The sequence below is a fragment of the Haliea atlantica genome (assembly GCF_054779855.1).
This window is the reverse complement of record NZ_BAAGXL010000019.1, coordinates 361006-384159: the sequence shown is the minus strand read 5'-3', so window position 1 is coordinate 384159 and position 23154 is coordinate 361006. Positions and strand designations below refer to the sequence as shown.

At 65.9% G+C, this 23154-nt stretch carries 24 protein-coding genes; 11 read left to right on the top strand and 13 right to left on the bottom strand.

The features are described 5' to 3' along the window. From flgG to flgB, 6 genes are all read right to left on the bottom strand, one after another. Positions 1–786 carry a flagellar basal-body rod protein FlgG gene (flgG, locus tag ACYVGS_RS13565; protein ID WP_460589188.1) on the bottom strand — a complete coding sequence of 262 codons (786 nt, stop codon included), beginning with the start codon at positions 784–786 and terminating at the stop codon, positions 1–3. 19 nt (positions 787–805) lie between these two features. Further along, positions 806–1540, bottom strand: coding sequence for a flagellar basal body rod protein FlgF (locus tag ACYVGS_RS13560; protein ID WP_460589186.1), 735 nt, complete (start codon positions 1538–1540; stop codon positions 806–808). A 19-nt stretch (positions 1541–1559) separates the two neighbouring features. After that, the gene (gene flgE / locus ACYVGS_RS13555; protein ID WP_460589184.1) at positions 1560–2825 is read right to left on the bottom strand and encodes a flagellar hook protein FlgE; all 1266 of its coding nucleotides are present in this window, start codon (positions 2823–2825) and stop codon (positions 1560–1562) included. A gap of 62 nt (positions 2826–2887) precedes the next feature. Next, on the bottom strand, positions 2888–3580 hold the full coding sequence (locus tag ACYVGS_RS13550) for a flagellar hook assembly protein FlgD (protein ID WP_460589182.1): 693 nt from the start codon (positions 3578–3580) through the stop codon (positions 2888–2890). 14 nt (positions 3581–3594) lie between these two features. After that, entirely contained in the window at positions 3595–4002 is a 408-nt protein-coding gene (gene flgC, locus ACYVGS_RS13545; RefSeq protein ID WP_460589180.1) for a flagellar basal body rod protein FlgC, read from the bottom strand. 3 nt (positions 4003–4005) lie between these two features. Next, positions 4006–4395 carry a flagellar basal body rod protein FlgB gene (gene flgB / locus ACYVGS_RS13540; protein WP_460589179.1) on the bottom strand — a complete coding sequence of 130 codons (390 nt, stop codon included), beginning with the start codon at positions 4393–4395 and terminating at the stop codon, positions 4006–4008. A 283-nt stretch (positions 4396–4678) separates the two neighbouring features. Between flgB and flgA the strand changes: the two genes are divergently transcribed. The 3 genes from flgA to ACYVGS_RS13525 all read left to right on the top strand — a co-directional run bounded on the left by flgA (position 4679) and on the right by ACYVGS_RS13525 (position 6260). After that, entirely contained in the window at positions 4679–5401 is a 723-nt protein-coding gene (gene flgA / locus ACYVGS_RS13535) for a flagellar basal body P-ring formation chaperone FlgA (RefSeq protein WP_460589178.1), read from the top strand. Between the two features lie 93 nt (positions 5402–5494). Beyond that, a complete protein-coding gene (gene flgM / locus ACYVGS_RS13530; RefSeq protein WP_460589177.1) occupies positions 5495–5809 on the top strand; it encodes a flagellar biosynthesis anti-sigma factor FlgM in 315 nt (104 codons plus the stop codon). A 1-nt stretch (position 5810) separates the two neighbouring features. Next, on the top strand, positions 5811–6260 hold the full coding sequence (locus ACYVGS_RS13525; RefSeq protein WP_460589176.1) for a flagella synthesis protein FlgN: 450 nt from the start codon (positions 5811–5813) through the stop codon (positions 6258–6260). Here ACYVGS_RS13525 and ACYVGS_RS13520 read toward each other — a convergent pair. Further along, the gene (locus tag ACYVGS_RS13520) at positions 6224–6883 is read right to left on the bottom strand and encodes an NUDIX hydrolase (protein ID WP_460589175.1); all 660 of its coding nucleotides are present in this window, start codon (positions 6881–6883) and stop codon (positions 6224–6226) included. The two genes, ACYVGS_RS13525 and ACYVGS_RS13520, sit on opposite strands and share 37 nt — an antisense overlap. A gap of 76 nt (positions 6884–6959) precedes the next feature. Here ACYVGS_RS13520 and ACYVGS_RS13515 point away from each other — a divergent pair, with 76 nt between their 5' ends. Beyond that, the gene (locus ACYVGS_RS13515; protein WP_460589174.1) at positions 6960–8438 is read left to right on the top strand and encodes an ATP-binding cassette domain-containing protein; all 1479 of its coding nucleotides are present in this window, start codon (positions 6960–6962) and stop codon (positions 8436–8438) included. Positions 8439–8463: 25 nt separating this feature from the next. Here the strand turns inward: ACYVGS_RS13515 and ACYVGS_RS13510 are convergent, their stop codons facing one another. Both ACYVGS_RS13510 and mrcB read right to left on the bottom strand, forming a co-directional pair. Continuing rightward, a complete protein-coding gene (locus tag ACYVGS_RS13510) occupies positions 8464–8910 on the bottom strand; it encodes a tetratricopeptide repeat protein (RefSeq protein WP_460589172.1) in 447 nt (148 codons plus the stop codon). Between the two features lie 3 nt (positions 8911–8913). Beyond that, positions 8914–11172 carry a penicillin-binding protein 1B gene (mrcB, locus tag ACYVGS_RS13505; protein WP_460589171.1) on the bottom strand — a complete coding sequence of 753 codons (2259 nt, stop codon included), beginning with the start codon at positions 11170–11172 and terminating at the stop codon, positions 8914–8916. 85 nt (positions 11173–11257) lie between these two features. Between mrcB and ACYVGS_RS13500 the strand changes: the two genes are divergently transcribed. Continuing rightward, positions 11258–12259 (top strand): adenosine kinase, encoded by a 1002-nt coding sequence (locus ACYVGS_RS13500; protein ID WP_460589170.1) that lies wholly within the window; start codon positions 11258–11260, stop codon positions 12257–12259. Between the two features lie 557 nt (positions 12260–12816). On the opposite strand, the gene ACYVGS_RS13495 is transcribed toward ACYVGS_RS13500, so the two are convergent. Next, entirely contained in the window at positions 12817–15186 is a 2370-nt protein-coding gene (locus ACYVGS_RS13495; RefSeq protein ID WP_460589169.1) for a DNA polymerase II, read from the bottom strand. A gap of 56 nt (positions 15187–15242) precedes the next feature. Here ACYVGS_RS13495 and ACYVGS_RS13490 point away from each other — a divergent pair, with 56 nt between their 5' ends. Continuing rightward, entirely contained in the window at positions 15243–15587 is a 345-nt protein-coding gene (locus tag ACYVGS_RS13490) for a pentapeptide repeat-containing protein (RefSeq protein WP_460589168.1), read from the top strand. A 30-nt stretch (positions 15588–15617) separates the two neighbouring features. Here ACYVGS_RS13490 and ACYVGS_RS13485 read toward each other — a convergent pair whose 3' ends face one another. Next, positions 15618–16655 carry a DUF2333 family protein gene (locus ACYVGS_RS13485; RefSeq protein ID WP_460589166.1) on the bottom strand — a complete coding sequence of 346 codons (1038 nt, stop codon included), beginning with the start codon at positions 16653–16655 and terminating at the stop codon, positions 15618–15620. Between the two features lie 31 nt (positions 16656–16686). Next, complete coding sequence (locus ACYVGS_RS13480) at positions 16687–17148, bottom strand: copper chaperone PCu(A)C (RefSeq protein ID WP_460589165.1); 462 nt, start codon at positions 17146–17148, stop codon at positions 16687–16689. 143 nt (positions 17149–17291) lie between these two features. Here ACYVGS_RS13480 and ACYVGS_RS13475 point away from each other — a divergent pair, with 143 nt between their 5' ends. From ACYVGS_RS13475 to prmA, 5 genes are all read left to right on the top strand, one after another. Continuing rightward, a complete protein-coding gene (locus ACYVGS_RS13475) occupies positions 17292–19097 on the top strand; it encodes a protein-disulfide reductase DsbD family protein (RefSeq protein ID WP_460589164.1) in 1806 nt (601 codons plus the stop codon). A 202-nt stretch (positions 19098–19299) separates the two neighbouring features. Next, a complete protein-coding gene (gene aroQ, locus ACYVGS_RS13470; protein WP_460589163.1) occupies positions 19300–19743 on the top strand; it encodes a type II 3-dehydroquinate dehydratase in 444 nt (147 codons plus the stop codon). Between the two features lie 23 nt (positions 19744–19766). Then, positions 19767–20237: an acetyl-CoA carboxylase biotin carboxyl carrier protein gene (gene accB, locus ACYVGS_RS13465; protein ID WP_460589162.1), complete on the top strand. Its 471-nt coding sequence runs from the start codon at positions 19767–19769 to the stop codon at positions 20235–20237. 34 nt (positions 20238–20271) lie between these two features. Further along, positions 20272–21624, top strand: a complete 1353-nt coding sequence (gene accC / locus ACYVGS_RS13460) for an acetyl-CoA carboxylase biotin carboxylase subunit (RefSeq protein WP_460589161.1) — start codon at positions 20272–20274, stop codon at positions 21622–21624. Then, positions 21621–22508 carry a 50S ribosomal protein L11 methyltransferase gene (gene prmA, locus ACYVGS_RS13455; protein ID WP_460589160.1) on the top strand — a complete coding sequence of 296 codons (888 nt, stop codon included), beginning with the start codon at positions 21621–21623 and terminating at the stop codon, positions 22506–22508. The genes accC and prmA overlap by 4 nt, the downstream gene beginning before the upstream one ends. Here prmA and coq7 read toward each other — a convergent pair. Further along, on the bottom strand, positions 22505–23152 hold the full coding sequence (gene coq7 / locus ACYVGS_RS13450) for a 3-demethoxyubiquinol 3-hydroxylase (RefSeq protein WP_460589159.1): 648 nt from the start codon (positions 23150–23152) through the stop codon (positions 22505–22507). The two genes, prmA and coq7, sit on opposite strands and share 4 nt — an antisense overlap. Positions 23153–23154 lie beyond the last annotated feature (2 nt).

Below are 23154 nucleotides of genomic sequence, written 5' to 3'. Positions count from 1 at the left end.
TCACAGGTTGTTGGACACGAACTGGAGCATCTGGTCGGCCGTGGAAATGGCCTTTGAGTTCATCTCGTAGGCGCGCTGGGTCTCGATCATGTTGACCAGCTCTTCCACCACATTGACGTTGGAACTCTCGACGTAACCCTGCACGACGGTTCCCAGGCCATTGACACCGGGGTTGCCGGGCTGGGGGGCTCCGCTGGCTCCCGACTCCACAAACAGGTTCTGGCCGCGCGCCTGCAGGCCCGCGGGATTGATGAAGTCCACCAGCTGCAGCGACCCGACTTGCGTGGCTGCGGCGGTGCCCGGCACCGAAACAGACACCGTACCGTCACCCCCGATGCTGACCGAGGTCGCATCCTGGGGGATGGTGATCGGCGGCTGCAGCTCAAAGCCGCTGGAGGTGACAACCACCCCCTGGTCATTGATCTGGAACGAGCCGTCGCGGGTGTATGCCTGGGTACCATCAGGCAGCAGGATTTCGAAGAACCCCCTGCCCTGGATCGCCACATCGAGGCTGTTGTCAGTCTTGTTCAAATTGCCCTGGGTAAACAGCTTCTCGGTGGCGACAACACGCACCCCCGTGCCGACCTGAAGCCCGGAGGGCAGCAGGGTGTCCTGCGAGGTCTGTGAGCCGACCTGCCTGACATTCTGGTACAGCAGATCCTCGAAAATGGCGCGACTGCGCTTGAAACCCGTGGTGCCGACGTTGGCCAGGTTATTGGCGATGGTCGACATGCGCGTCTGCTGCGCATCCAGACCGGTCTTGGAAATCCACAGTGACTGACTCATGACGTTTCTCCTGGCGGCCTCACTCCACGCTCATCAGGCGGGCTGAGGAGGTATCCATTTCACGGGCGAGACTGATCAATCTCACCTGACTTTCAAACTGGCGGGACAGCTCTATCATCCGCACCATTTCCCCAATGGCGCTTACGTTGCTGCCCTCCAGGGAGCCCGGTGTCAACGCCACTGCCGCGTCCGCCTGCAAGGGTGCGGGGCTGCGAAACAAACCGTCCTCGCCCTTGACCAGATCCGCAGGATCGGGGTCGACCAGGCGAATGCGGTCCACCGCCACCTGGGTGTTCGGGTCGCCCCCCTGGGGCACGATGGAAATCGTACCGTCCGTGCCGATGGCGACGGCATCGTAGGGTGGCAGGGCCACTGGTCCCGCGTTGCCCAGCACCAGCTGGCCGGCACCATTGGTCAATTGACCGAAGGCATCCACACGCAGGTCACCGCGACGACTCAGGGCCTCGGTGCCATCCGCACCGAGCACGGCGATCCAGCCACGCCCCTCCACCGCCACATCCAGGTCCCGGCCAGTACTCTGAACCGGGCCCGGCTCGAGATCGGCTCCCTGGCGAAGGCCGCTGGCAAAGCCACGGCTGGCCAAACCGCCACCGGCCAGGTAGCGGCTCTCCGCGCGCACCAGGTCTGCCTTGAAGCCAGGCGTCGAAAGGTTCGCCAGGTTGTGGCTGACTGCTGCCTGCAGCTCGCCCACGGTGGCCGCGCCCGAAGCTGCCAGATATACCAGATGATCCATCGCGACGGGCCCTCAGTAATCAGCGGAGATTGATAACGGTCTGGGTGATGGCGTCCTCGGCCTGGATCACCTGGGCATTGGCCTGGAAGTTGCGCTGGGCCACGATCAGCTCCACCAGCTGCGCGGTAATCTCCACATTGGATTCCTCCAGCGCGGCGGACTGCACCAGGCCAAGACCGGAGGTACCCGGCGTACCGACATTGGGCACGCCGGAGGAAAAGGTCTCGACCCAATTCGAGTCCCCGACCGACTGCAGGCCGTTGACATTGTTGAAGTCCGCAAGGGCAATCTGCGACAGGGCACGCGACTCGCCGTTGGTAAAGCGCGCGAACACGACACCGCTTTCGTCGATTTCCAGGCCGCGCAACTGGCCCGGGCCAAAGCCATCCTGGACGATGCTGTCTACCGCGAACGCAACTCCGAACTGGGTGGTATCCGACAGGGAAAGCGTGATGTCCTGGGCAGCGGCGCCGGTGGATGCGCCGGCAGCGTTCAGCGGCTGCCAGCCGGTGATGTTGATGTCCACCGGCAGGGAGGCGGGATCGAACTGCCCGTTGGACTGGAAGGTCAGGGTGTCCGGGCCCGAAGTGGTCACCCCGTCAATCATGGAGTGCACTTCCCACTCGTTGGGGTTGGCGGTCTTGACATAGTAGAGGCTGAGCACGTGGGCATTGCCCAGGCCGTCGTAGACCGTGGTAGAGGTCGTGGCGTTGTAGGACGCGGGGTCGGGCGCGGTGGGTGGCGAGGCGAAGGCATCAAAGGGCCCCCCAAAGGGCGTCGACGGTTGCGCCTCGCGAGAATCCAGGTTGGCGGAGAGATCCACCAGGGCGGTGGGGTTCGGGTCGATCAGCGAGGTATCGATACGGATATCCCCGACCTGCCCCGTCACCTCGCCGCTGCGGCTGACCTCAAAGCCCTGCAGCCGCGCACCCTTGCTGCTGACGACATAACCCTGGCTGTCGATCTGAAAGGCACCGGCCCGGGTGTACTGCTTGGCCCCGGCCTGACTGACCTGGAAAAAGCCACCGCCGTTGATCGCCAGGTCCAGGGCATTGTCGGTAAAGCTGATATTGCCCTGACTGAACTCCTGACTCACATTCACCAGACTCACACCCTTGCCCACGGCGTTTGCCCCTCCGCCCAGCAGGCTGCTGGCGTAGACGTCGGCAAACTCCGCACGGGAGCTCTTGAAGCCCACTGTCGAGGCATTGGCGATATTGTTGCTAATGACGTTCAGGTCGGTCGTCGCCGCATTAATCCCGGAAATTGCTGTATCGAAGGCCATCTCTCATTCTCCTGACTGTAACCGTACCGGCGTACGGCAAACCCTGCTGTTCGGCGCCGCCCTCAGAGGAAGGCCCGCACCTCATCGACTTCCACGCTCTGCCCGTCCGACAGCTGCAGTGTCGCGCCACCACCACCGGCAGGCAGTGACACCGACTCCACCCTTTGGTGGGCGTACACACTCAAGGCCTGGCTCTGACCGTTGACCAGAGCCGCAGCCGAAACCCGATAGAGCCCCGGGTCGACCGCTTGGCCACTGCTGTCGAGACCATCCCATCGCACCGGCAGCTCTCCTCCCCCCTGGGGCAAGGCGCCGCTGTACACCAACCGGCCCGCCATGTCGGTGATATACAGGGTGGCGGCACTGCTGCCCGCCGGCAGCTCGACAGTCGCATCCAGGGCCAGCTGCGCGTCTTCGGCGGCGCCATCGACCTGCCGCAGCAGCCCCACATTGGAGTCCACCATGACATCGCGACCAACCATGCTCACAGCCTGCAGGTTCTGGCTGGATGCCAGCGACCCCGCCAAGCCATTGAAGCTCTCGTTGAGTTCCTGGATACCGGATACCGTGCCGAACTGCGCCAGCTCACTCATGAACTGCATGTTGTCCATGGGACTGGTCGGATCCTGGTTCTGCAATTGCGCCACCATCAACTCCAGGAAATCCTGCGAGCCCATATCTTCCACCGAACGCGCCGCGCCACCCGCCGAGCGCGCGGCGGCACCGTACTGATCCAGAGGGTTGATCGTCGTCATGTCCGGCTTCCCTGTCAGCGACCCAATGTGAGTGTGCGCAGCGCGAGCTGCTTGGTGGTCTCGATTACCTGCACTCCGTTCTCGAAAGCCCTGGCGGCGGCGGTCATGCCAGCCATCTCCTGCACCTGGTCAATGGCGGGGCGGTAGATGAATCCGCCGGGGTCCGCCAGCGGATGGCCGGGGGCATACTCGCGCACGGCGGGCAGCGTCGACTCCGCAATTCCCGCGACACGCACACCCCGGCTGGCACCATCCACCTCTGAAAGTACCGCGGAAAATACCGGATGACGGGCACGATAGACCTGCTCGGCACTTCCAGACACCACATTGGCATTGGCCAGATTGCTGGCGATGGTATTCAGCCGAATACTTTGGGCGTCGAGGGCAGAGCTGGCGACACCCATGGTTGCAAACAGCGACATGGCTTACTCCCCTCTCAGCGCGGAGCGCACGCTCTTGATGCGCGAATCCAGAAAACCCAGGCTGGCCTGGTAGCGGATAGCGTTATCCATGAACGCGAGCTGCTCCCGGTGCACTTCCACGGTGTTGCCATTGACGGAGGCCTGCAACGGCTGGCGGTACATCACTTTTGCCCCGGTCGCGGAGGCACTATCCAGGTGGCGGGCATCGGTACGCCGAACCGCCCCGGATAGCGCGACTTCGGCACCGCGCATGGCGGCGGAAAAATCAATGTCCCTCGCCTTGTAGCCGGGGGTATCGGCATTCGCCAGATTCGCGGCCAGCAGGGATGAGCGCTGGGCCCGCAACATCAGGGCCTGGCTGGATGTGTCAAAAATCCGGTCAGTAAAACTCATCGCCGTTTTCCTCCGTCTCTCGCCGGCCCAAGCCGCTGGCCGGGCAAAAATTCTCGCTAGCCAAAGTGAATACAAAATTCATGCCACATAGATAACTCTTTAAATTTCAACAGGATATGCAATAAGCGAAGGCAATGGCGGCAAGCTCCGGGCGCAGCCGGCGCCGCTCGGGCGGCAAATGTTGCCACCGCTGTTCACCCCCTCCGGCACCTGTGGCACAAACCCTGCATCGATCCTGTGGAGCGACGGATTACTGTCGCCTGGCGAGGGAGGCGAGAAAGGTATGCGTATCAGCCCGCGACAATGGCTGACCTGGGGGGCCCTGATCTGGCTTTGCGGCAGCGCGGTGACCGCCAGTGCCGGGGCCACGCAGGACATACAGGACCTGGGCCAGGTCGCCGAAGCGGCACGGGAAACCGCCCTCGCGGCAGCCAGGGCCGCCGGTTACCGCCGGGTCGCGGCCCGCGCGCGGCCCATGGACCCCAGGCTGCGCCTCGCCGCCTGTGACCAGCCCCTGAAGACTGAGATCAACGCCAATGCACCCGTGCTGGGCAACACCAACATCGGTGTGCGCTGCACCGGCAGTGTCCCCTGGGCCATTTATGTGCGCCTGGAGGTCGTGGCACAGGTGGACGTGACGGTGCTCCGCACCAATCTGCCCCGGGGAACCGTGCTCTCTGCCGGGGACCTCCGCCAGGAGAGCCGGCCGCTGTCCAGTGACCACGGCAGCGTGATCCGCGATCCGGCACTGGCGGTGGGCAAGGCCCTCGACCGCGACAAGCCAGCCGGGGCAGCGCTGAACCATCACGATGTCAGCGCACCCCGGATCATTGAGCGGGGCCAGACCGTGACGCTGGTCAGCGGGAGAGCGGGGCTGGAGGTCCACATGCAGGGCAAGGCCAGCAGTCACGCCGCCGTCGGCGACCGCCTGGTGGTCATCAACACCCGCACCGGTCGACGGGTCGAGGGCGTGGTGACCGATAGCGGTGCCGTGCGGGTCGACTGATGGCCTTTTACCCCTGTGCTAAACTTTTCGTGACAGCGGTCGCTAACTCTCCTGTACGCAGGATCGCGCAGAGAAACGAGCAGGTAAGCCCCCATGAACCCCATTGACCAAAGCGCGGGAATAAAAGCCCAACTGGATACGGTACGCCCCGGTAGCGGAACCGCGCCCGTCGCTGCGGAAGCCCGGGGCAGCAATACCCAGCGCGCAAACAGCCGGGGCGACGAAGCCGTGACGGTCACTCGCACCGCGAGCGAGCTGATGCGCCTGGAAGAACAGCTCGAAACCCTGCCGGAGGTGGATAGCGAACGCGTTGAGGCTTTGCGCCAGGCCATTGCCGAGGGGCGTTACGAGGTCAACCCAGGGCGTATTGCCGACGCTCTGATTCAGGTGGAGCGGGAGCTCTACTGACATGCAGGAGGAGCTGGCGGCACGGGACTGCCTGGGGCAGCAACTGACAGTACTGGAACAGCTGAAGCAAGCTCTGACGCATGAAAACCAGGCTCTGCGCGACAACGATACTGCCGCTCTGGAAAGGTGGACCCTTGAGAAGCAGGCCCTGCTCGAGCACTACAACGCCCTCGAAAGCGAGCTGAACCTACTCCTCCCGGCGGGGCAGAGTCCGGCCCAGTGGCTGGAAACGCTGCCGGCACACAGTCGACAGCTGCGTGAGCGTGCCATCGAACTGGCGCACGACTGCCAGGAATACAACCGCCAGAATGGCCAGATCATCCAGGGCCTGCAGGCACGCACCCGGGAGGCGATCAGCATCCTTCGCCACAACACCCGGGAAAAAAGCCTCTATACCAGCGACGGGCAGGCCAGCTATCGGCCGGATACGCGTTTCCTGGGCAAGGCTTGAACCCCCGCCCCGGCAGTCGATGAACGCTCCGCCGCAAGCAGCGCCATCAGCTCATCCAACATCGACAGTGACAGCCCCCAAATCCGCCGCTCGCCCCAGAAATAGCAGGGCATCTTGAGCGTCAGTCGCCGGTGCTGCCAGCGCATACTCTGACGATTGGCGTCGTCGAGCAGGAATTCCAGCGGCACCCACACCACCTCGGCCACCTCGTGATTCAGGTGCAAAGGCGGATGTTCGTCCGGGGCCAGGACAAACACGAAGGGGCTGACCGCCATGCCCAGGCGACGCCGCCTGCCCGAGCGTGCATTGACATCGGACAGGCGGCCGATACAGCGACCGTGGCGCCTGAGGTCGAGGCCGATTTCCTCCCGGGTCTCGCGCAGGGCGGTGTCATACCCGTGGGCGTCGCCGGGCTCACGGCGTCCGCCGGGGAAGGCCATGTGACCCGACCAGGGATCGCCTTCCCTTTCCGCCCGCTTGATCATTAGAATATGCAGCTCCCCCGTCCTGACCTGCAAAATGATGGCGACCGCGGAACGCTGCATCAGCCGGCGCAGCCAGGGCCGCCCGGGGCGATGCGCGGCGAGGCGCGTCTCGATCTGTTCCAGCAGGGGTAATGACACGGGGATACATCCAGGGACTTGCAGTCCCGATTAAGCCATCCGCGACTCGTCATCGCAAGCCGACAGGACAGACAACATGGACCAATCTCCCCTGCTGGAGTGCCGGGGCACCGGCCTGGTGTATCGCGCACGCCCGGCGCTGCAGCCACTGGACTGGGCGATCCGGCCCGGCGAACAGTGGGCCTGCATCGGCCCCAACGGGGCCGGCAAGACCAGCCTGGCCCGCATTCTCAGCGGCCAGGCCAGCCACCACAGCGGTGAGCTGGTGTTGGCCCCGGCGCTGGCCAGCGCCGGGGTGGCCTATGTTTGCTTTGAACAGGCCCAGGCGCTCTGCGCCCGGGACCGCAAGATGGACGACTCCGAATTTCGCGCCGATGCCTCGGACCCGGGCACCCAGGTGCGCGACGCCATCCTCGCCGGGCGCGCGGCGGATGCCCGCTTCGAGCACTGGGTCGAGCGCCTGCGCCTGGGGCACGTCCTGGAGCGTGGTCTGCGCTTTATTTCCACCGGGGAAATGCGCAAGACCCTGCTGATCCGGGCCCTTCTCAGCGAACCCGGGCTGCTGATCCTCGACAGCCCGCTGGATGGCCTCGACGCCGCCGCCCAACAGGCCATGCTCGACGTCATCGGCCAGCTGCTGGCGGCGGGACAGCCCACACTGCTGCTGTGCCGGCAACTGGAAGACATCCCCTCGGGCATCACCCATGTGCTGGTCCTGGAGGAGGGTCACCCGCTGGCCACTGGCCCACGGGCGGAGGTCTGTGCCGACCCGGCGGTAGCGACCCTGATGGACCCGCCGCAGCCGCCCCTCTCGGCACTGCCGTCACCGGCGGAACGCCCCTATTCCGTTCCGGAAGGCCCGCTGCTCGAACTGCACGATGTGCAGGTCAGCTACGGCGAGCTACAGGTGCTGCGCGACGTCCACTGGACCCTCGAGCGGGGGCAGCACTGCTGTGTGGCCGGCCCCAACGGCTGCGGCAAGACCACGCTGTTGAGCCTGATCACCGGCGACAACCACAAGGCCTACGGACAGGACATCACCCTGTTCGGGCGCCGCCGCGGCAGCGGCGAGAGCATCTGGGACATCAAGCAGAAGTACGGCCAGCTGGACACCCAGCTGCAGCTCAACTTCGCCCGCAACATGAAAGTGGTGGAAGTGGTTGTATCCGGCTTCTTCGACAGCATTGGCCTCTACGATGACTGGGGCGATGTGCAGAAGCGTCGCGCCGAAGCGTGGCTGGAGGCACTGGGGATGGCGGCCTACAGCCGCGCCCCCTTCGACACGCTGTCCTTCGGACTGCAGCGCATGGTGCTGCTGGCGCGGGCGATGGTGAAATCGCCACTGATCCTGCTGCTGGACGAGCCTACCCTGGGGCTGGACGGCTTCCACCGCAAGCTGCTGCTGCGGGCGGTGGATCACATCGCGGCCAACAGCGACACCCAGGTCATTTTTGTCAGCCACTCGGCGGGGGACACCCCGGCCTGCATCAACCAGTTCCTGCGTTTCGAGCCCGGCGAGAGCGGCTACCGGGTGGTGTGCGAAAACACGCCTTGAACAGGCTCCGTTCGCGCGCTCTACTTCAGCGCAGAAACGCCCGCAGGGCGTCGCATTCCCGCTCGCCGCGGCAGTAGAGCAGGCCCCGTTCGGCCATGTTGCGGGCCCGCTCCGGGCGCCCCTGGGCGGCGTAGGTGCGCGCCAGCTCGAGGTAGATGCGCGCATTGTCCGGATCGATGCGCTGGGCCCGCTCCAGCAGGCTCAAGGCCTGGTCGTAGTCACCCTGCCCGGTCGCAGCCTCGGCGCGCGCCAGGAGCGGCCCATAGGCACGCGCCGCGGCAGGCTCCGGCGGCACCTCGTCGGGAACCGACGGCCGAGGAGCGGGGCGGGTTTCCACCTCGGTGCCGGGCACGCGGCCGTCGCGTGTCTCCACCGGCGCGGGCGTGTCCCGCCCCTGAGGCACCAGGGTACAGCCGTGCAGGAACACCATTCCCGCCAGCGCCAGCAGGCGCAAGAAAGCACTCAGGGACATGACTTATTCTCCACGGAACAGGGACTGGAACCAGTCCCGAATGCTGGAACCACTGCGACCACTGCAATTGCTGCGCTGACGCGGCTCGGAGCCCTCGATGAATGGCATCAACCTCGCATTGGGACAGCCCTCGCCCGTCAGAAACCCGGTCTCGCTGTCGACCCAGTGGGTCTGCACGCGATCCGGCATGCGATAGCTCAGGGAGCGCTGGCTGGCCCGCGCCATGAAGTGGCCCCAGACACGCAGCGCCCCGGTACTGCCGGTCAGGCCGGTGCCGCCGTTGTCGTCACGGCCAATCCAGCTGACTGCCAGTAAGTCACCCGAAAAGCCGGCAAACCAGGAGTCGCGGCCATCGTTGGTGGTGCCTGTCTTGCCCGCCACCTGGAAGCTGTCGGGCAGATAACGATATACCGGGCGGCCGGTACCCTCGCGCACCACTTCCCGCAGGGCATAGTGCAGCAGGTGCACGGCCTGAAGACTCACGGTACGGTCGTATTCCAGGGGATAGCGGCGCAGGGGCTCACCATCGGCGTCGACGATATCGCGAATGGTGCGCAGGGGCATGCGGAAGCCCCCCGAGGCGATGCTCTGGTACATCGCGGCCATGTCCATGGGGGAATACTCACCGGCCCCCAGGGACAGTGCCGGCACCTCGGGGATATCCCCCTCCACGCCGAGCCGGCGCATCATGTCCGCCACACGCTCCAGGCCCAGCTCCATACCCAGGCGGGCACTGGCCAGGTTGTAGGAGCGCGACAGCGCGTGGTGCAGAAGCACATCGCCGTGGGGCTGGCGGTCAAAGTTGCGCGGCTCCCAGACATCGCCATCGTAGCCCTCGACCCGAACAGGCCGGTCGGAAAGCACACTGGCCAGGGTATAGCGCCGGGGTTGCTCCAGGGCGGCCAGGTAGACCGCCGGCTTGAGCAGAGAGCCAGCGGGGCGGCGGGCATCCAGGGCGCGGTTGAAGCCGGCGTAGCGCGGCCGGCGCCCCCCAACCAGGGCCGCCACTTCGCCACTGTCGAAACGGGTCACCACCGTCGCGGTCTGCAGCTGCTTGCCGCCGCTGTCCAGCTGGTCCAGCACGGCTTCACTGGAGGCTTCCAGCTGCCGCTGCAGCAGGGGGTCGAAACTGGTGAAGATGCTCAGGCCCAGGGTTGCAAGATCCTCTTCCCGGTACTCCAGGCGCAGCTGTCGGCGCACCAGGTCGAGGTAGGCCGGGAAGGTGTCACGAATACTGCCGCGGGTACTGACACCGAGGGGCTGCGCCTTGCCGCGCTGGGCGGCTGCGGCACTGATCACGCCTTCCGCCGCCATCACGTCCAGCACCAGGTCGCGCCGCTCCCGGGCCCGCTCGGGGTTGCGCAGGGGGTTGTAGAGCGAAGGGCCCTTGACCATGCCAATCAACAGCGCCTGCTGGTGCAGGGGCAGCTGCTCCAGTGGCGCCTGGAAATAGTGCCGCGCCGCCAGGGCCAGACCGTGGATGGCGCGCGGCCCCTCCTGGCCCAGGTAGACCTCGTTGATGTAACTCTCGAGGATCTGATCCTTCTCGAAATGCAGCTCAAGGAGGACCGCCATCAGCAACTCGTTGAGTTTGCGGATATAGCTGCGCTCCGGGGTCAGGTAGTAGTTCTTGACCAGCTGCTGGGTGATCGTGCTGCCCCCCGCGACCACACCACCGGAACGCAGGTTGCTGATCGCTGCGCGCAGAATGCCGGTAATGGAAAAACCCCAGTGCTGGTAGAAACGCTGGTCCTCGACCGCCATCAGCCCCCGGCGCAGGGTTTCGGGAACATCATCCAGCCTGACCAGCAGGCGATCTTCGCCGTGCTGGGGGTAGATACCACCGATCTGAACCGGGTCCAGGCGCATCAGGCCCAGCTCGCGACCACCACTGCTCAGCGACACCACGCGGTTGCCCGAGAGTTCCAGCCGCACCCGTCGCGTGGGTTCGCGCTCACCGGGGAAGTCGAAGCCGCGCGCATGCAGATCGAAGCGGTTGCCCGCCCGCGCCACCTGTCCCGGCGCGGTCGCCTGGGCCACCTTGCGATAGCCGAGGATCTCCAGCTCCCAGGCCAGGTCTTCCGCGCTCAGGCTCGCCCCTTCATACAGCTCCAGGGGACGGGCATACACCTTGGCGGGCAGCTCCCACATCTTGTCGGTAAAGGTGGAGGTGATGCGCACATCCAGATAGACAAGATACAGCACCCCCACGGCGGCAAGGGTGAAGAAAAGCTTCAGAAAAGGTCGACGGGTTCTGGCCATGGCCTCGCAGTGTAACGCAGCGCCGGTTGCAATGGGTCAGGGGGCCGCGATAATAACGCGCTGAATCCTGAAGGGCGAACAGAGAATGACGAAATACGCGGTCTACGGCATGGGCGCAGCCCTGGTCGATACGGAAATCCAGGTCCAGGACCGGGAACTCGCAACCATGGGTGTGGACAAGGGCCTGATGACCCTGGTCGATGAAGCCCGACAGGCGGAGCTGCTCGACCACCTCGAGGGGCACCTGGTGCACGCCAGTCACGCCAGCGGCGGCAGCGCCGGCAACTCGCTGATAGCCGTGGCGCGCTTCGGAGCGCCGGCCTTCATGACCTGCAAGGTGGCCGATGACGAGTATGGCAGCATCTACGTGGACGACCTGGCCGCCTCGGGTGTCGATCACTGCATGGACGGAGAGCGCCCCACCGGCACCACCGGCAAGTGCCTGGTATTGATTTCCCCCGATGCCGAGCGGAGCATGAATACCTTCCTCGGTATCAGCGAAACACTTTCCACCGAGCAGCTGGACCCGGCGGCACTGGCCCGCTCCCACTGGCTCTATGTGGAGGGCTACCTCGTCACCTCCGATTCCGGCCGCGCCGCCGCCATCCGCGCGCGCGAGCTGGCGGAACAGGAGGGTGTAAAAACCGCCCTGAGCTTCTCCGACCCCGGCATCGTCGAGTTCTTCCACGAGGGCCTCCAGGCGATGCTCGGCGAGCGCGTCGACCTGGTCTTCTGCAACGCGGAGGAGGCCCTGGCCTGGGGCCGCACTGACGACCTGGGGGTGGCCATGGAGCGTCTCAAGCCGGTGGCCCGACAGTTTGTCGTCACCCGCGGCGCCGAAGGTGCCATCGCCTGGGATGGCGAGGCCCTGCACGAAATCCCGCCACACCGGGTCCAGGCGGTGGACAGCAACGGCGCCGGCGACATGTTTGCCGGCGCCTTCCTCTACGCCCTGCAGCGCGGTGAGGATTTTCCCACCGCCGGCCGCTTCGCCTGCCTGGCCGCGGGCCGTGTGGTGGCCAACTACGGCCCGCGGCTGCCGGCGGCGGACTACCCGGCGCTGCGCGCGGAGTTCTTCGGCGACTGACCCGCCGGCTCGCCCATCCGTCGGGACGCATCGGGAGCAAAGGGACTGGGTGGCTTTCCTTGGGGACGCACCGGGGATGTGCAGGCGGTGTTGGGGCACGCTGTGAATACGTCCCTGTACGCTCGTTGGCGGCCTTCCTTGGCCGCCGACGGCCCCAACACCGCCTGCACATCCCCGGCGCTACGAGGTAAATCCCGCCCTAGGCAGATCCTGCTCGTGTCGGCACCCGCCAGTTAAGCTCCCAGCAGGAGGGAACCGAGTGCATGTAGATCACTCCCGGCGGGCCAATGCTCCCTCAAGCGCGCACTGAAGCGACCATCTCACGCCATCGTAGCCACTGAAGGCTGACCATACCGCGGAGCCCCGAGCCAGGTTCTCCCCCTTTCAGGACCGTCGGCGGCCAGGGAAGGCCGCCAACGAGCGTACAGGGACGTATATACAGCGTGTCCTGAAAGGGGAAGAACCTGGCTCGGGGCGGGCTAGAAGCGGGCTGGGTGACCCCGGGTCAGGGCACGGAGACAGCTGGCGTTCAGACCGGGAACGATGGGCGGGACAGGTCAGAACAGGTCGAGCTGCCGCCCGGCGACGGCGGCGAAGGGGGTATCGAGGAAGCCCAGGATGCCATCCGCCACCGGCGCCAGCTGCCGCTCCAGGTAGTGCTGGTAGTCCAGCGCTGCCGCCGGTGCAGCAGCGGGCTCCGGACCTGCCGTGGTGATGAGGTACTCCACCCAGTCACCGCGACCTGGCGGGGGCAGGCCGCGCTCCTCGAACAGGCGCGCCGCCTGCACATGGGGCGGCACATTGCGCTCGTAGTCATTCAGCCGTCGGCGCAGGCGCTTGCGATAGATCAGCTTGTCATCGCACTTGCCCGCCAGCAGGTCGGCCACCACCCCGCGCAGATAGTCCTGCCACGACTGCTCCAGGAAGATACGCCGGTACAGCTCAGCCTGGACATCCCGTGCCAGACGCGTCCAGTCCGTGCGCACGGACTCGAGGCCCTTGAAGACCAACTGGTCGCCACCATCGCGACGCACCAGTCCTGCGTAACGCTTCTTGCTGCCTTTGTCGGAGCCGCGGATAGTGGGCATCAAGAAGCGCCGATAGTGAGTTTCAAACTCCAGCTGCAGGGCGCTATCAAGTCCGAAGCGCACGGCAATATCCCCGCGCCACCACTGGTTGAGGTCAGCTTCGAGGGCACGGCCCGCCGCCTCTGCCTCGGCATCGTCGCGGGCGTTTGCCACCCAGACAAACACCGAATCCGTGTCACCGTAGATCACCTGGTGACCTCGGGCCTCTATCTGCGCCCGGGTGCACTGCAGAATCTCGTGACCGCGGCGGGTGATCGACGTGGCCAGACGGGGGTCGAAGAAACGGCAACCGGGGCTGCCCAGCACGCCGTAAAAGGAGTTCATGAGGATCTTGATCGCCTGGCCCAGGGGAGCGTCGCCAGCGGCACGGGCCAGGTCCCGCTTCTCCCAGAGTGACTGCAACAAGCCCGGGAGTATGTGACCCGTCCTGGCGAAGCGCGCCTCCAGGAAACCGGGCACGGTGTCGCTTTCCGCCAGTTCCCCCGAAACCCCCAGGGCCAGGCCCAGGGGGTCGACGCAGAAGGTGCGGATGATGCTCGGGTACAGGCTCTTGAAATCCAGTACCAGCACGTGGTCGTAGATGCCCGGGCGGGAATCCAGCACGTAGCCGCCGGGGCTGTTCAGGCTGGTGCGGCTGGCGTTGGGCGCCACATGGCCGCTGCGGTGCAGGCGCGGCAGGTAGAGATTGTCGAAGGAAGCCACCGAGCCCCCCAGGCGATCCGGGTTCAGGCCGGTCAGGCTGCTGCGCGCCAGGGCGAACTCGAGCAGGCGCGTGTGCCGAAAGATTTCCGTCACCAACTCACAGTCGCGCAGGTTGTAGGCCGCCAGTGCCGTCTTGTCCTCGCGGAACAGGCGGGCGATCTCGCCACCCCTGTCGCTGCCATGCAGCAGCTTGCCCTGCCCCAGCAGTTCACCGGCAACGGCCTGCAGGGAAAAGCTCTCGAAGCGGTAGAACGCCGCGCGCAGCCATTCGATGCCATCCATGAGCAGGCGGCCTGGCACGCGCGCCACGCGGCGCTCCGCGTCGCCGTCGCGCTCCCGCCAGACCAGGGTCGCGCCAGCACGCCCCATCCCCAGGGGCACCCCCAAGTGATCGGCGAGGCGCTGCAGGAACCAGCAATCAAAGCCGACGACGTTCCAGCCCACCAGCACATCCGGGTCATCCTCCCGCAGCCAGGCCAGGAAGGCCTGCAGCAGTGCCTTCTGGTCGCTGCAGGCCTGGACCCAGGGCTGTCTGGCCCCCTCACCGAGCATGAAGACCCGGCGTACCTCGCCCCCCCGCCCCGTCGCGTGGACCGCAATGGAGAACAGCTGCAGGCCATCCATCGCTGTTTCGATATCGAAGGACAACAGGCGCAATTCGGGCTCGAAGGGCGCCGGCCGCCACTGGGGGTTGCGCATCTGCAGCACCCCGTTACGGCGCCGTACCTCGCCATGCAGCTCAGCTCCACCCGCGATAAAGCGCTCCATCAGGAAGCGATCGGCAGGATTGATGTCGGCCTCCAGGGGCTCGGCGCCGCGCGTGCGCAAGGTCTCCGCGAGCTGGCGCGCCTGCCGATGCCCGCGGCAGTAGACCGCGACCACCGGGTGCCCGGCAAAATCGCGCAACTCGAGGGGGCGGCACTCGATGCCCGGTGCGGAGAACAGAGTAGCGTGGAGCCGGGCGTCGGTAGCGGTCAGAAAGAACACGCTGCGCTCGCCGCTGACCCGCACCTGCACCGGCCCCGCCTCGCTGCACAGCCAATAGTGCAGCTCGATACCGTCGCGGCCATCGCGCCAGTCGCGGCCGAGGAGAAAGCCGCGCAAAGTCTCGCCTGGCGTACTCGCGCGGCTAGGCACGGGCAGCCCCCTGGCTTAAGCTAGTCCGACGCCCCAGACGCCCCGAAGGACAGCCCATGAGCAAACCCGAAATCAAACAGGACCCGCTGTACCAGCTGCTGCGCCAGGAGCAGATCAAGGAGTTCAACGAACAGCGGGACATTCTCGATACCAGTGAACTGAAAAGCGGCGACTACCGCGGACGGGACCTGCGCAACATGAACGCCCGCGGCCTGGATTTCAGCGACGCCTACTTCCGCAATGCCGACCTCAGCGGCATCGACTTCCGCGAGACCAACCTGGAAGGCGCGTCGATCCTGGACGCCAAGCTTTCGGGAACCTATTTCCCCGAGGACATCAGCGCCGCCGAGATCCGCCTGTCACTGGATACCGGCACGCGCCTGCGCTACGACCGCAAGTAGCAACCGCCAACCTGGGGCCCACCCAGCCCCTCAACCCTGGGAAAGCAGGTCGCGCAGGTCGATGATGGCCGCGTTCGCCCGGCTGATGTAGGAAGCCATCACCAGGGAGTGGTTGGCGAGAATCCCCATGCCACCACCGTTGAGGATGACCGGACTCCAGACTGTCTGCTGGGTCCCCTCCAGCTCGCGGATGATCTGTTGCAGGCTGACCGCTGCATTCTTGCGCTGCAGCACTTCGGCGAAATCCACCTCCATGGCGCGCAGAAAATGCAGCAGCGCCCAGGCCGAGCCGCGCGCCTCGAAAAAGACATCATCGATCTCGCTCCAGGGCGTACGCACCTCGACTTCACGCGGGGCAGGCGTGGACTGGCGCGCCGCCTCCTCGCCCGCCAGGTCGGTATTCAGGCGCCGCTGCCCGACGCTGGCGCTGAGGCGCTGGGACAGGCTGCCCAGGCGGGAATCGACATTGGACAGCCAGTAACGCAGGTTGTCGGCACGGGCGTAGAACTGGGCGTCGGAGCGTTCATCATCCTCAAGCCGAGCCAGGTAGTGCCGCGTATAGCCAATGGCGTCGCGGTACTCGCCCTCGGCCGAGGGCAGGATCCAGTTGTCGGCGGTGAAATTGAAGCGCGGTTCCGCCAGTGCCAGGTCCTCGTCCTCGGTTGACTGCGACTGCGAGCGACTGAAGGACTCGCGCATGGCGCGGGCCAGATCGCGGGACTGGATCAGGGCGCCGTATTCCCAGGCCGGCACATTGTCCAGCCAGAGGCCGGGCGGGAAGCGGTCGTTATGCAGGTAGCCACCCGGTTTTTCCAGCAGGGTCTCCATCACGCCAATCAAGGCTGCCGTGGTCGTCGAACCGGTGGTCACCTCGCGGCCGCCCTCCGCCGCCAGCTCCCGGGCCTGTTCTCGCACATCGAAAGGCGCAGGGGTGCGACTCCAGTAGATCCCCAACAGGACGGTGATCAGCAAGTACACGCCCAATGTGCCCAGTATCGCTGCGGCACGACCACCGAGTGCCGGCAGGCGGTCCCGCAGTGCCGCCCATCGTTCGCGCATTGCCTTCATTCTCTGCTCCTTTCAGCCGCCCGGCTGATTCTCAGTGGTGGCCGTGGTGATCGTGCCCACCGCCCGCCTGCCGCCGAACCGGCGCGTCGATACAGTGTTCGCGCTCACTACTGTGCAGGCACAGGCGCACGGTCTCGCCTTCGCGCGGCATCGCCTCCAGCTCCAGCAGCATCAGGTGCAGACCACCGGGCTGGAAGCGCAGTACATCCCCCGCCGGCACCGTAACCTGGTGACGCTGGCGCATGCGCGACATGCCATCTTCCTGCAGAGTGTCGTGCATTTCCACGCGACCTGCACCCGAGGCGCTGGCAGCGTCAACGGTGACCGGCTCACTGCCCGTATTGTGTACGACCAGGTAGGCGGCGGTCGCCGGCTGCCCCGGCGGCAGTGCCCGCACCCAGGCATCGCTCAGCTCCAGTGCGCCCTGCGCCATTGCCGCCTGCCCGGCCACTGCCAGAACACCTGCGCCCAATCGTGCTGCCCATCGTTGCATGCCTGCCTCCCTGACCGTGGAAACTATTTGCCGTTTTCAGCGTCCGACCACTATACCATTTCCCCGGCACCCTCACGGTAGGCGAGCGGCGACAACTGCTACAATGCCGCCCCGTGTTAAGCCCCCTGACTCGAGGAACCCCCATGCGCGTCCTGCTCGCCTGCCTGATCCTGCTGTGCAGTGCCCACGGCCTGGCACAATCACCGCTGGCGCTGAATGGCGAGCGCGGCCTGTCCGCGGGGCCCGGTATCAACCGGGGCGGGCCGGATTTCCTGCCCGTGGAACAGGCCTACCAGCTGGACATCCTTCCTCGCAACGACGGTACGCTGCAGCTGCACTGGGAAATTGCCGAGGGCTATTACCTGTACCGTCACGCCCTTGAATTCAGCCTGGGGGAGACCGCACCGGACGGCCGTTCCGCGCCCGCTAGCAGCGGCGTGCCCCTGTCCTTTGACCTGCCCCCGGGGATCGCCAGTGAGGACGAGTTTTTCGGCGAGGTGGAGATCTACTACGACGAGCTTAACCTGCAGCTGAAGCCTGCCGCGATCCTGGACACGGGGCACCTGACCGTGCGCTACCAGGGCTGCGCCGACGCCGGGCTGTGTTACCCGCCGCAGATACAGAGATTCCGTGTGGATTTTGATGCGAGCTCGGCAACCCTCCTGACGACGCCGGAACCCGCGGGAGCAGCCGCACCAGGGGCCGAAAGTCCCGGCCCCGGCACCCTGCCGTTGATGCTGCTGCTGGCCTTCGCCGGGGGCATCATTCTCAACCTGATGCCCTGTGTGTTCCCCATCCTGTCCCTGAAAATTCTCAGCTTTGCCAGCAGTGACAGTGGCGAAAGCACCCGCCACGCCTGGCTGTATACCGCCGGGGTGATCGCCAGCTTTCTGCTGGTGGCGGCCGTGCTGCTGGCCCTGCAGAGTGCCGGACGCGCAATCGGCTGGGGCTTTCAGTTGCAATCCCCGCTGTTCGTGGTGTTGCTGGCCTGGCTGTTCCTGGTTATGGGGCTGTCGCTGTCCGGCATGCTGCAGCTCGGGGGCCGCCTGATGAATGCCGGCAGTGGCCTGGCGGCACGGCAGGGGCCGGCGGGCAGCTTCTTCACCGGGGTCCTGGCGGTGCTGGTCGCCAGCCCCTGCACAGCGCCGTTCATGGGCACCGCCCTGGGGTTTGCCATCACCCAGCCAGCCTTCGTGGCACTGCTGGTCTTTGCCGCCCTGGGCGCCGGCATGGCGGCCCCCCTGGTGCTGCTCAGCTATAGCAGCACCGCGCGCCGCTGGATGCCCCGCCCGGGCGCGTGGATGGAAAGCCTCAAGCAGTTCCTGGCCTTTCCACTCTACGCCAGCGCCATCTGGTTGCTGTGGGTCGCTGGCCGCCAGGCCGGAGTGGACGCCATGACGGCGGCCCTGGCCGGGGGGCTACTGATCGCCCTGGCGCTCTGGCTCTGGCGCGACGCGCTCTGGCGGCGACTGCTGGCGGTGGTCGTGCTGGCCCTGGGGCTGGCGGTCGGCCTCAGCGGTGTCAGCGGCCAGGGTGGGCGCCCGGCAGCGGGTCTCGCCGAGGCGACCCACGCCGCCTGGTCTCCCGAGCAGGTGGCGCGACTGCAACAGGCCGGCCGCCCCGTGTTCGTCGACTTTACCGCGGACTGGTGCATTACCTGTCTGGCAAACGAGCGCACGGTGCTGGAGACCGCCCCGATCCAGGCCGCCTTCGCGGCGCGCAATGTCGCCTACCTGGTCGCGGACTGGACCCACGAGAACCCCGCCATTGCCGATTTCCTCCGCCAGATGGGGCGCAGCGGCATCCCCCTGTACCTGCTCTACCCCGGCGAGCCCGGCGCCGAGCCCAAGGTACTGCCGCAACTCTTGAGTCGCGGCATGGTACTGGATGCAGTGCAGAGCCTCCCCGAACCTGCCGCCGGCACCGCTGAAACAACCCCTGCACGTTAGGCGACGTTCATTACATTTACTCGAATCGCGGCAATCCGGCACCGAAGCGTGCCGCCGCCGCCGCCATTTCCCAAAAAACTGCTAACTTCCTGCAACTCGCAGCGAACTCGCGTGATATAACCGCAAAAAGGGATTGTCGTGGACAGCGGCAAGGATTTGCGCGAGAATCCGCCCAATAGCTCCGAGCCGGAAACCGACCGTTATGGCCACGATTCTCGTTCTGCACGGCCCCAACCTGAACCTGCTGGGCACCCGCGAGCCCGGGGTTTACGGGCACACGACGCTGGAAGACATCAACCGCCGCCTGTCGGAAAGCGCGCGCGGGCAGGGTCACCACCTGCTGGCCATGCAGAGCAATGCCGAGTACGAGCTGATTGAACGCATTCAGGAAGCGCCCCGGGAGGGCGTCAACTTCATCCTGATCAACCCTGCCGCATTCACCCACACCAGCGTCGCCCTGCGCGACGCGCTGCTGGCGGTAGACCTGCCCTTCATTGAAGTCCATCTGTCCAATACCCATGCCCGCGAATCTTTCCGCCATCACTCCTACTTCTCCGATGTCGCTGTGGGCGTGATCTGCGGGCTGGGGGCGGACGGCTATGAATTCGCACTGCAGGCGGCCATGCGGCGCCTGGCACAGTCATAAACGCAAAACCAGAGAGGCCCGACATGGATATTCGCAAAGTCAAGAAGCTGATCGAGCTGTTGGAGGAATCCAACATCGATGAAATCGAGATCAAGGAAGGCGAGGAGTCGGTGCGCATCAGCCGCAACAGCGCACAGCCCATGATGACTTACGCCCACCCGCCGGCACCTGCACCGGCGCCACAAGCGGCGGCCCCCCAGGCACCGGCTCCGACCGCGCCGAGCGCGCCAGAGCCCGCGGCCGAGGCACCCGCGACCAGCGGCAAGACCATTAACTCGCCCATGGTCGGCACCTTCTACCGCGCACCGTCCCCGACCTCCGCGGCATTTGCAGAAGTCGGACAGACGGTGAAGGTCGGTGATGTGCTGTGTATTGTGGAAGCCATGAAGATGATGAACCAGATCGAAGCCGACAAGGCGGGCACCATCGAGGCCATCCTGGTGGAAAACGGCGAGCCCGTGGAGTTCGACCAGCCCCTGTTCTCCATCGTCTGAACCCCGACCGCTGTATCGACCAGAGGAACAGAACATGGCCAAGCTGAACAAGGTGCTGATCGCCAACCGCGGCGAGATCGCCCTGCGCATACTCCGCGCCTGCAAGGAGCTGGGCATCCATACGGTGGCAGTGCACTCCAAGGCAGACCGCGAACTGATGCACGTACGACTGGCGGACGAGTCGGTCTGCATCGGTGCCGCTGCCTCCAGCGCGAGTTACCTGAACGTCCCCGCCATCATCAGCGCCGCGGAAGTTACCGACGCCGATGCCATTCACCCCGGCTACGGCTTTCTGGCGGAAAACGCCGATTTTGCCGAGCAGGCGGAAAAGAGCGGTTTCATTTTCATCGGCCCGAAGGCCGACACCATCCGCCTGATGGGGGACAAGGTCTCTGCCATCGAGGCGATGAAGAAAGCCGGGGTGCCCACCGTGCCTGGCTCCGACGGCCCGCTGAACGACGACCCCGAACGCACCCTGACGATCGCCCGGCGCATCGGCTTTCCCGTCATTGTGAAGGCGGCCGCCGGTGGCGGCGGGCGCGGCATGCGCGTGGTGCACAATGAGGCAGCTCTGCTCAACTCGGTGCAGCTGACCCAGTCCGAGGCCGCGGCGGCCTTCGGCTCCGGCGTGGTCTACCTGGAGAAATACCTGCAGAAACCCCGCCACGTGGAAATCCAGGTGCTGGCGGATGGCCAGGGCCAGGCGATTCACCTGGGCGATCGCGACTGCTCCCTGCAGCGCCGCCACCAGAAAGTGCTGGAGGAGGCACCGGCCCCGGGCATCCCGGATGACAAGCGCCGCGAAGTCGCTGCCGCCTGCGTCAACGCCTGCCTGGAAATCGGCTACCGCGGCGCGGGCACCTTCGAGTTTCTCTACGAAGACGGTGAGTTCTACTTCATCGAGATGAATACTCGCGTCCAGGTGGAGCACCCGGTCACCGAGATGATTACCGGCGTCGACATCGTCAAGGAGCAGTTGCGCATTGCCAGCGGCGAAGCCCTGGGCATCCGCCAGGAAGAGGTGCGCTTCCGGGGGCACGCCTTCGAGTGTCGTATCAACGCCGAAGATCCGCGCAGCTTCATGCCCTCCCCCGGCAAGGTGACCCACTTCCACTGTCCGGGCGGCCCGGGCATCCGGGTGGACTCCCACCTCTACGACGGTTACACCGTACCGCCGTTTTACGACTCCCTGATTGCCAAGGTAATCAGCTACGGCGAAACCCGCCAGAGCGCCCTGGCGCGCATGCGCTCGGCACTGGACGAACTGGTGATCGAGGGCATTCGCACCAACACGGCCCTGCACCGGGACCTGGTGCGCGATGGTGCCTTCGCCGAAGGGGGAGTGAGCATCCACTACCTGGAAAGCCTCCTGGACGAAGGCGCGTGACCTGGCTGCAACTGCGCCTGGACACCGATCCGGAACACGCCACCACCCTGGAAGACGCCCTGCTGGAAGCCGGGGCGGTGGCGGTTACCCTGGAAGACAACGCCGATGAACTGGTGCTCGAGCCGGGCGTCGGGGAAACGCCACTCTGGCGCCAGACCCGGCTCACGGGACTGTTTCCCGCCGACACCGACATGCATGCCGTGCGCAAGAGGCTACCGGAGGCCCTGCTCGCCGGCTGCAACCAGCGGGTGGAAATTCTCGAGGACAAGGATTGGGAGCGGGAGTGGATTCGCCACTACCAGCCGATGCGCTTCGGCCGCCGCCTCTGGGTCTGCCCCAGCTGGCTGGAGCCGCCGGAACCGCAAGCGGTCAACCTGTTGCTCGATCCCGGCCTGGCCTTTGGCACCGGCACCCATCCCACCACCGCCCTGTGCCTGACCGAACTGGACAGCCTGGACCTCGCGGGTGCGGACATCGTCGATTACGGCTGTGGCTCCGGCATCCTCGCCGTCGCCGCCCTCAAGCTGGGTGCCCGGCAGGCACTGGGCGTGGACAACGACCCACAGGCCCTGGATGCCAGCCGCGACAATGCGGCCCGCAATGGCGTCGCCAGCGATGACTTCACTGTAGTCCTGCCGGGAGATGGCGCTATTGGCGCGTGGCGGGGACGGGCCGATGTGGTGGTGGCAAACATTCTGGCGGGGCCGCTGGCGGCGCTCTCAGAGGAGCTGCTGGGCCTGCTCAAGCCGGGGGGCACCCTGCTCTTGTCCGGCCTGCTGGACACCCAGGCCGAGGCACTGATTGCCCACTACCGTCCCGCGCTGACACTGGCGGTTGCCGGAGAGAAAGAGGGCTGGGTCTGCCTGCGGGGCGACAAGCCCTAGATGTGGTAGCTGCTGCGGGTCATCACCCGGGCCACGGCACTCATCACATCCTTCACCGGCTGCGGGAAATCGGCACCGCCGGCATCCAGGGCGTTCTGGCCATGGCGCTCCTCATCCTCCAGCATCTGCTGCAGAATCAGCTGTGACTTGCGGTCGTCGTCGGGCAACTGGCGCAGGTGATCGCGCAGGTGCCGGCAGACTCGCTCCTCGGTGGCTGCCACGAAGCCCAGGCTCCATTTGTCACCCACCGCACCGGCGGTAGCACCCAGCAGGAAGGAAACGCCATACCAGGCGGGATTGAGGAGGCTGGGGTGACTGTCCAGCTCCCGGAGGCGCTCCGCGCACCAGGCCAGGTGATCCCCTTCCTCCCGTGCGGCCTGGCGCATCTCCTCGCGCACTTCGGCCAGCTTCGCCGTCAGTGCCTGGCCCTGGTAGAGGGCCTGGGCGCAGACTTCGCCGGTGTGATTGACCCGCATCAGGCCCGCCACATGGCGGCGCTGGGCCGGAGACAGATCGCCGTCGCTGTGCCCCTCGGCCGGGGAGGGACGGGAGGGGGCCTGGGCGCGACGACTCAGGGTACGCAGTACCGTGTCCGCCTCGCCGAGCAGGCGATCGAGGGGATTGAGTTGTCGCGTCAGACCCATGC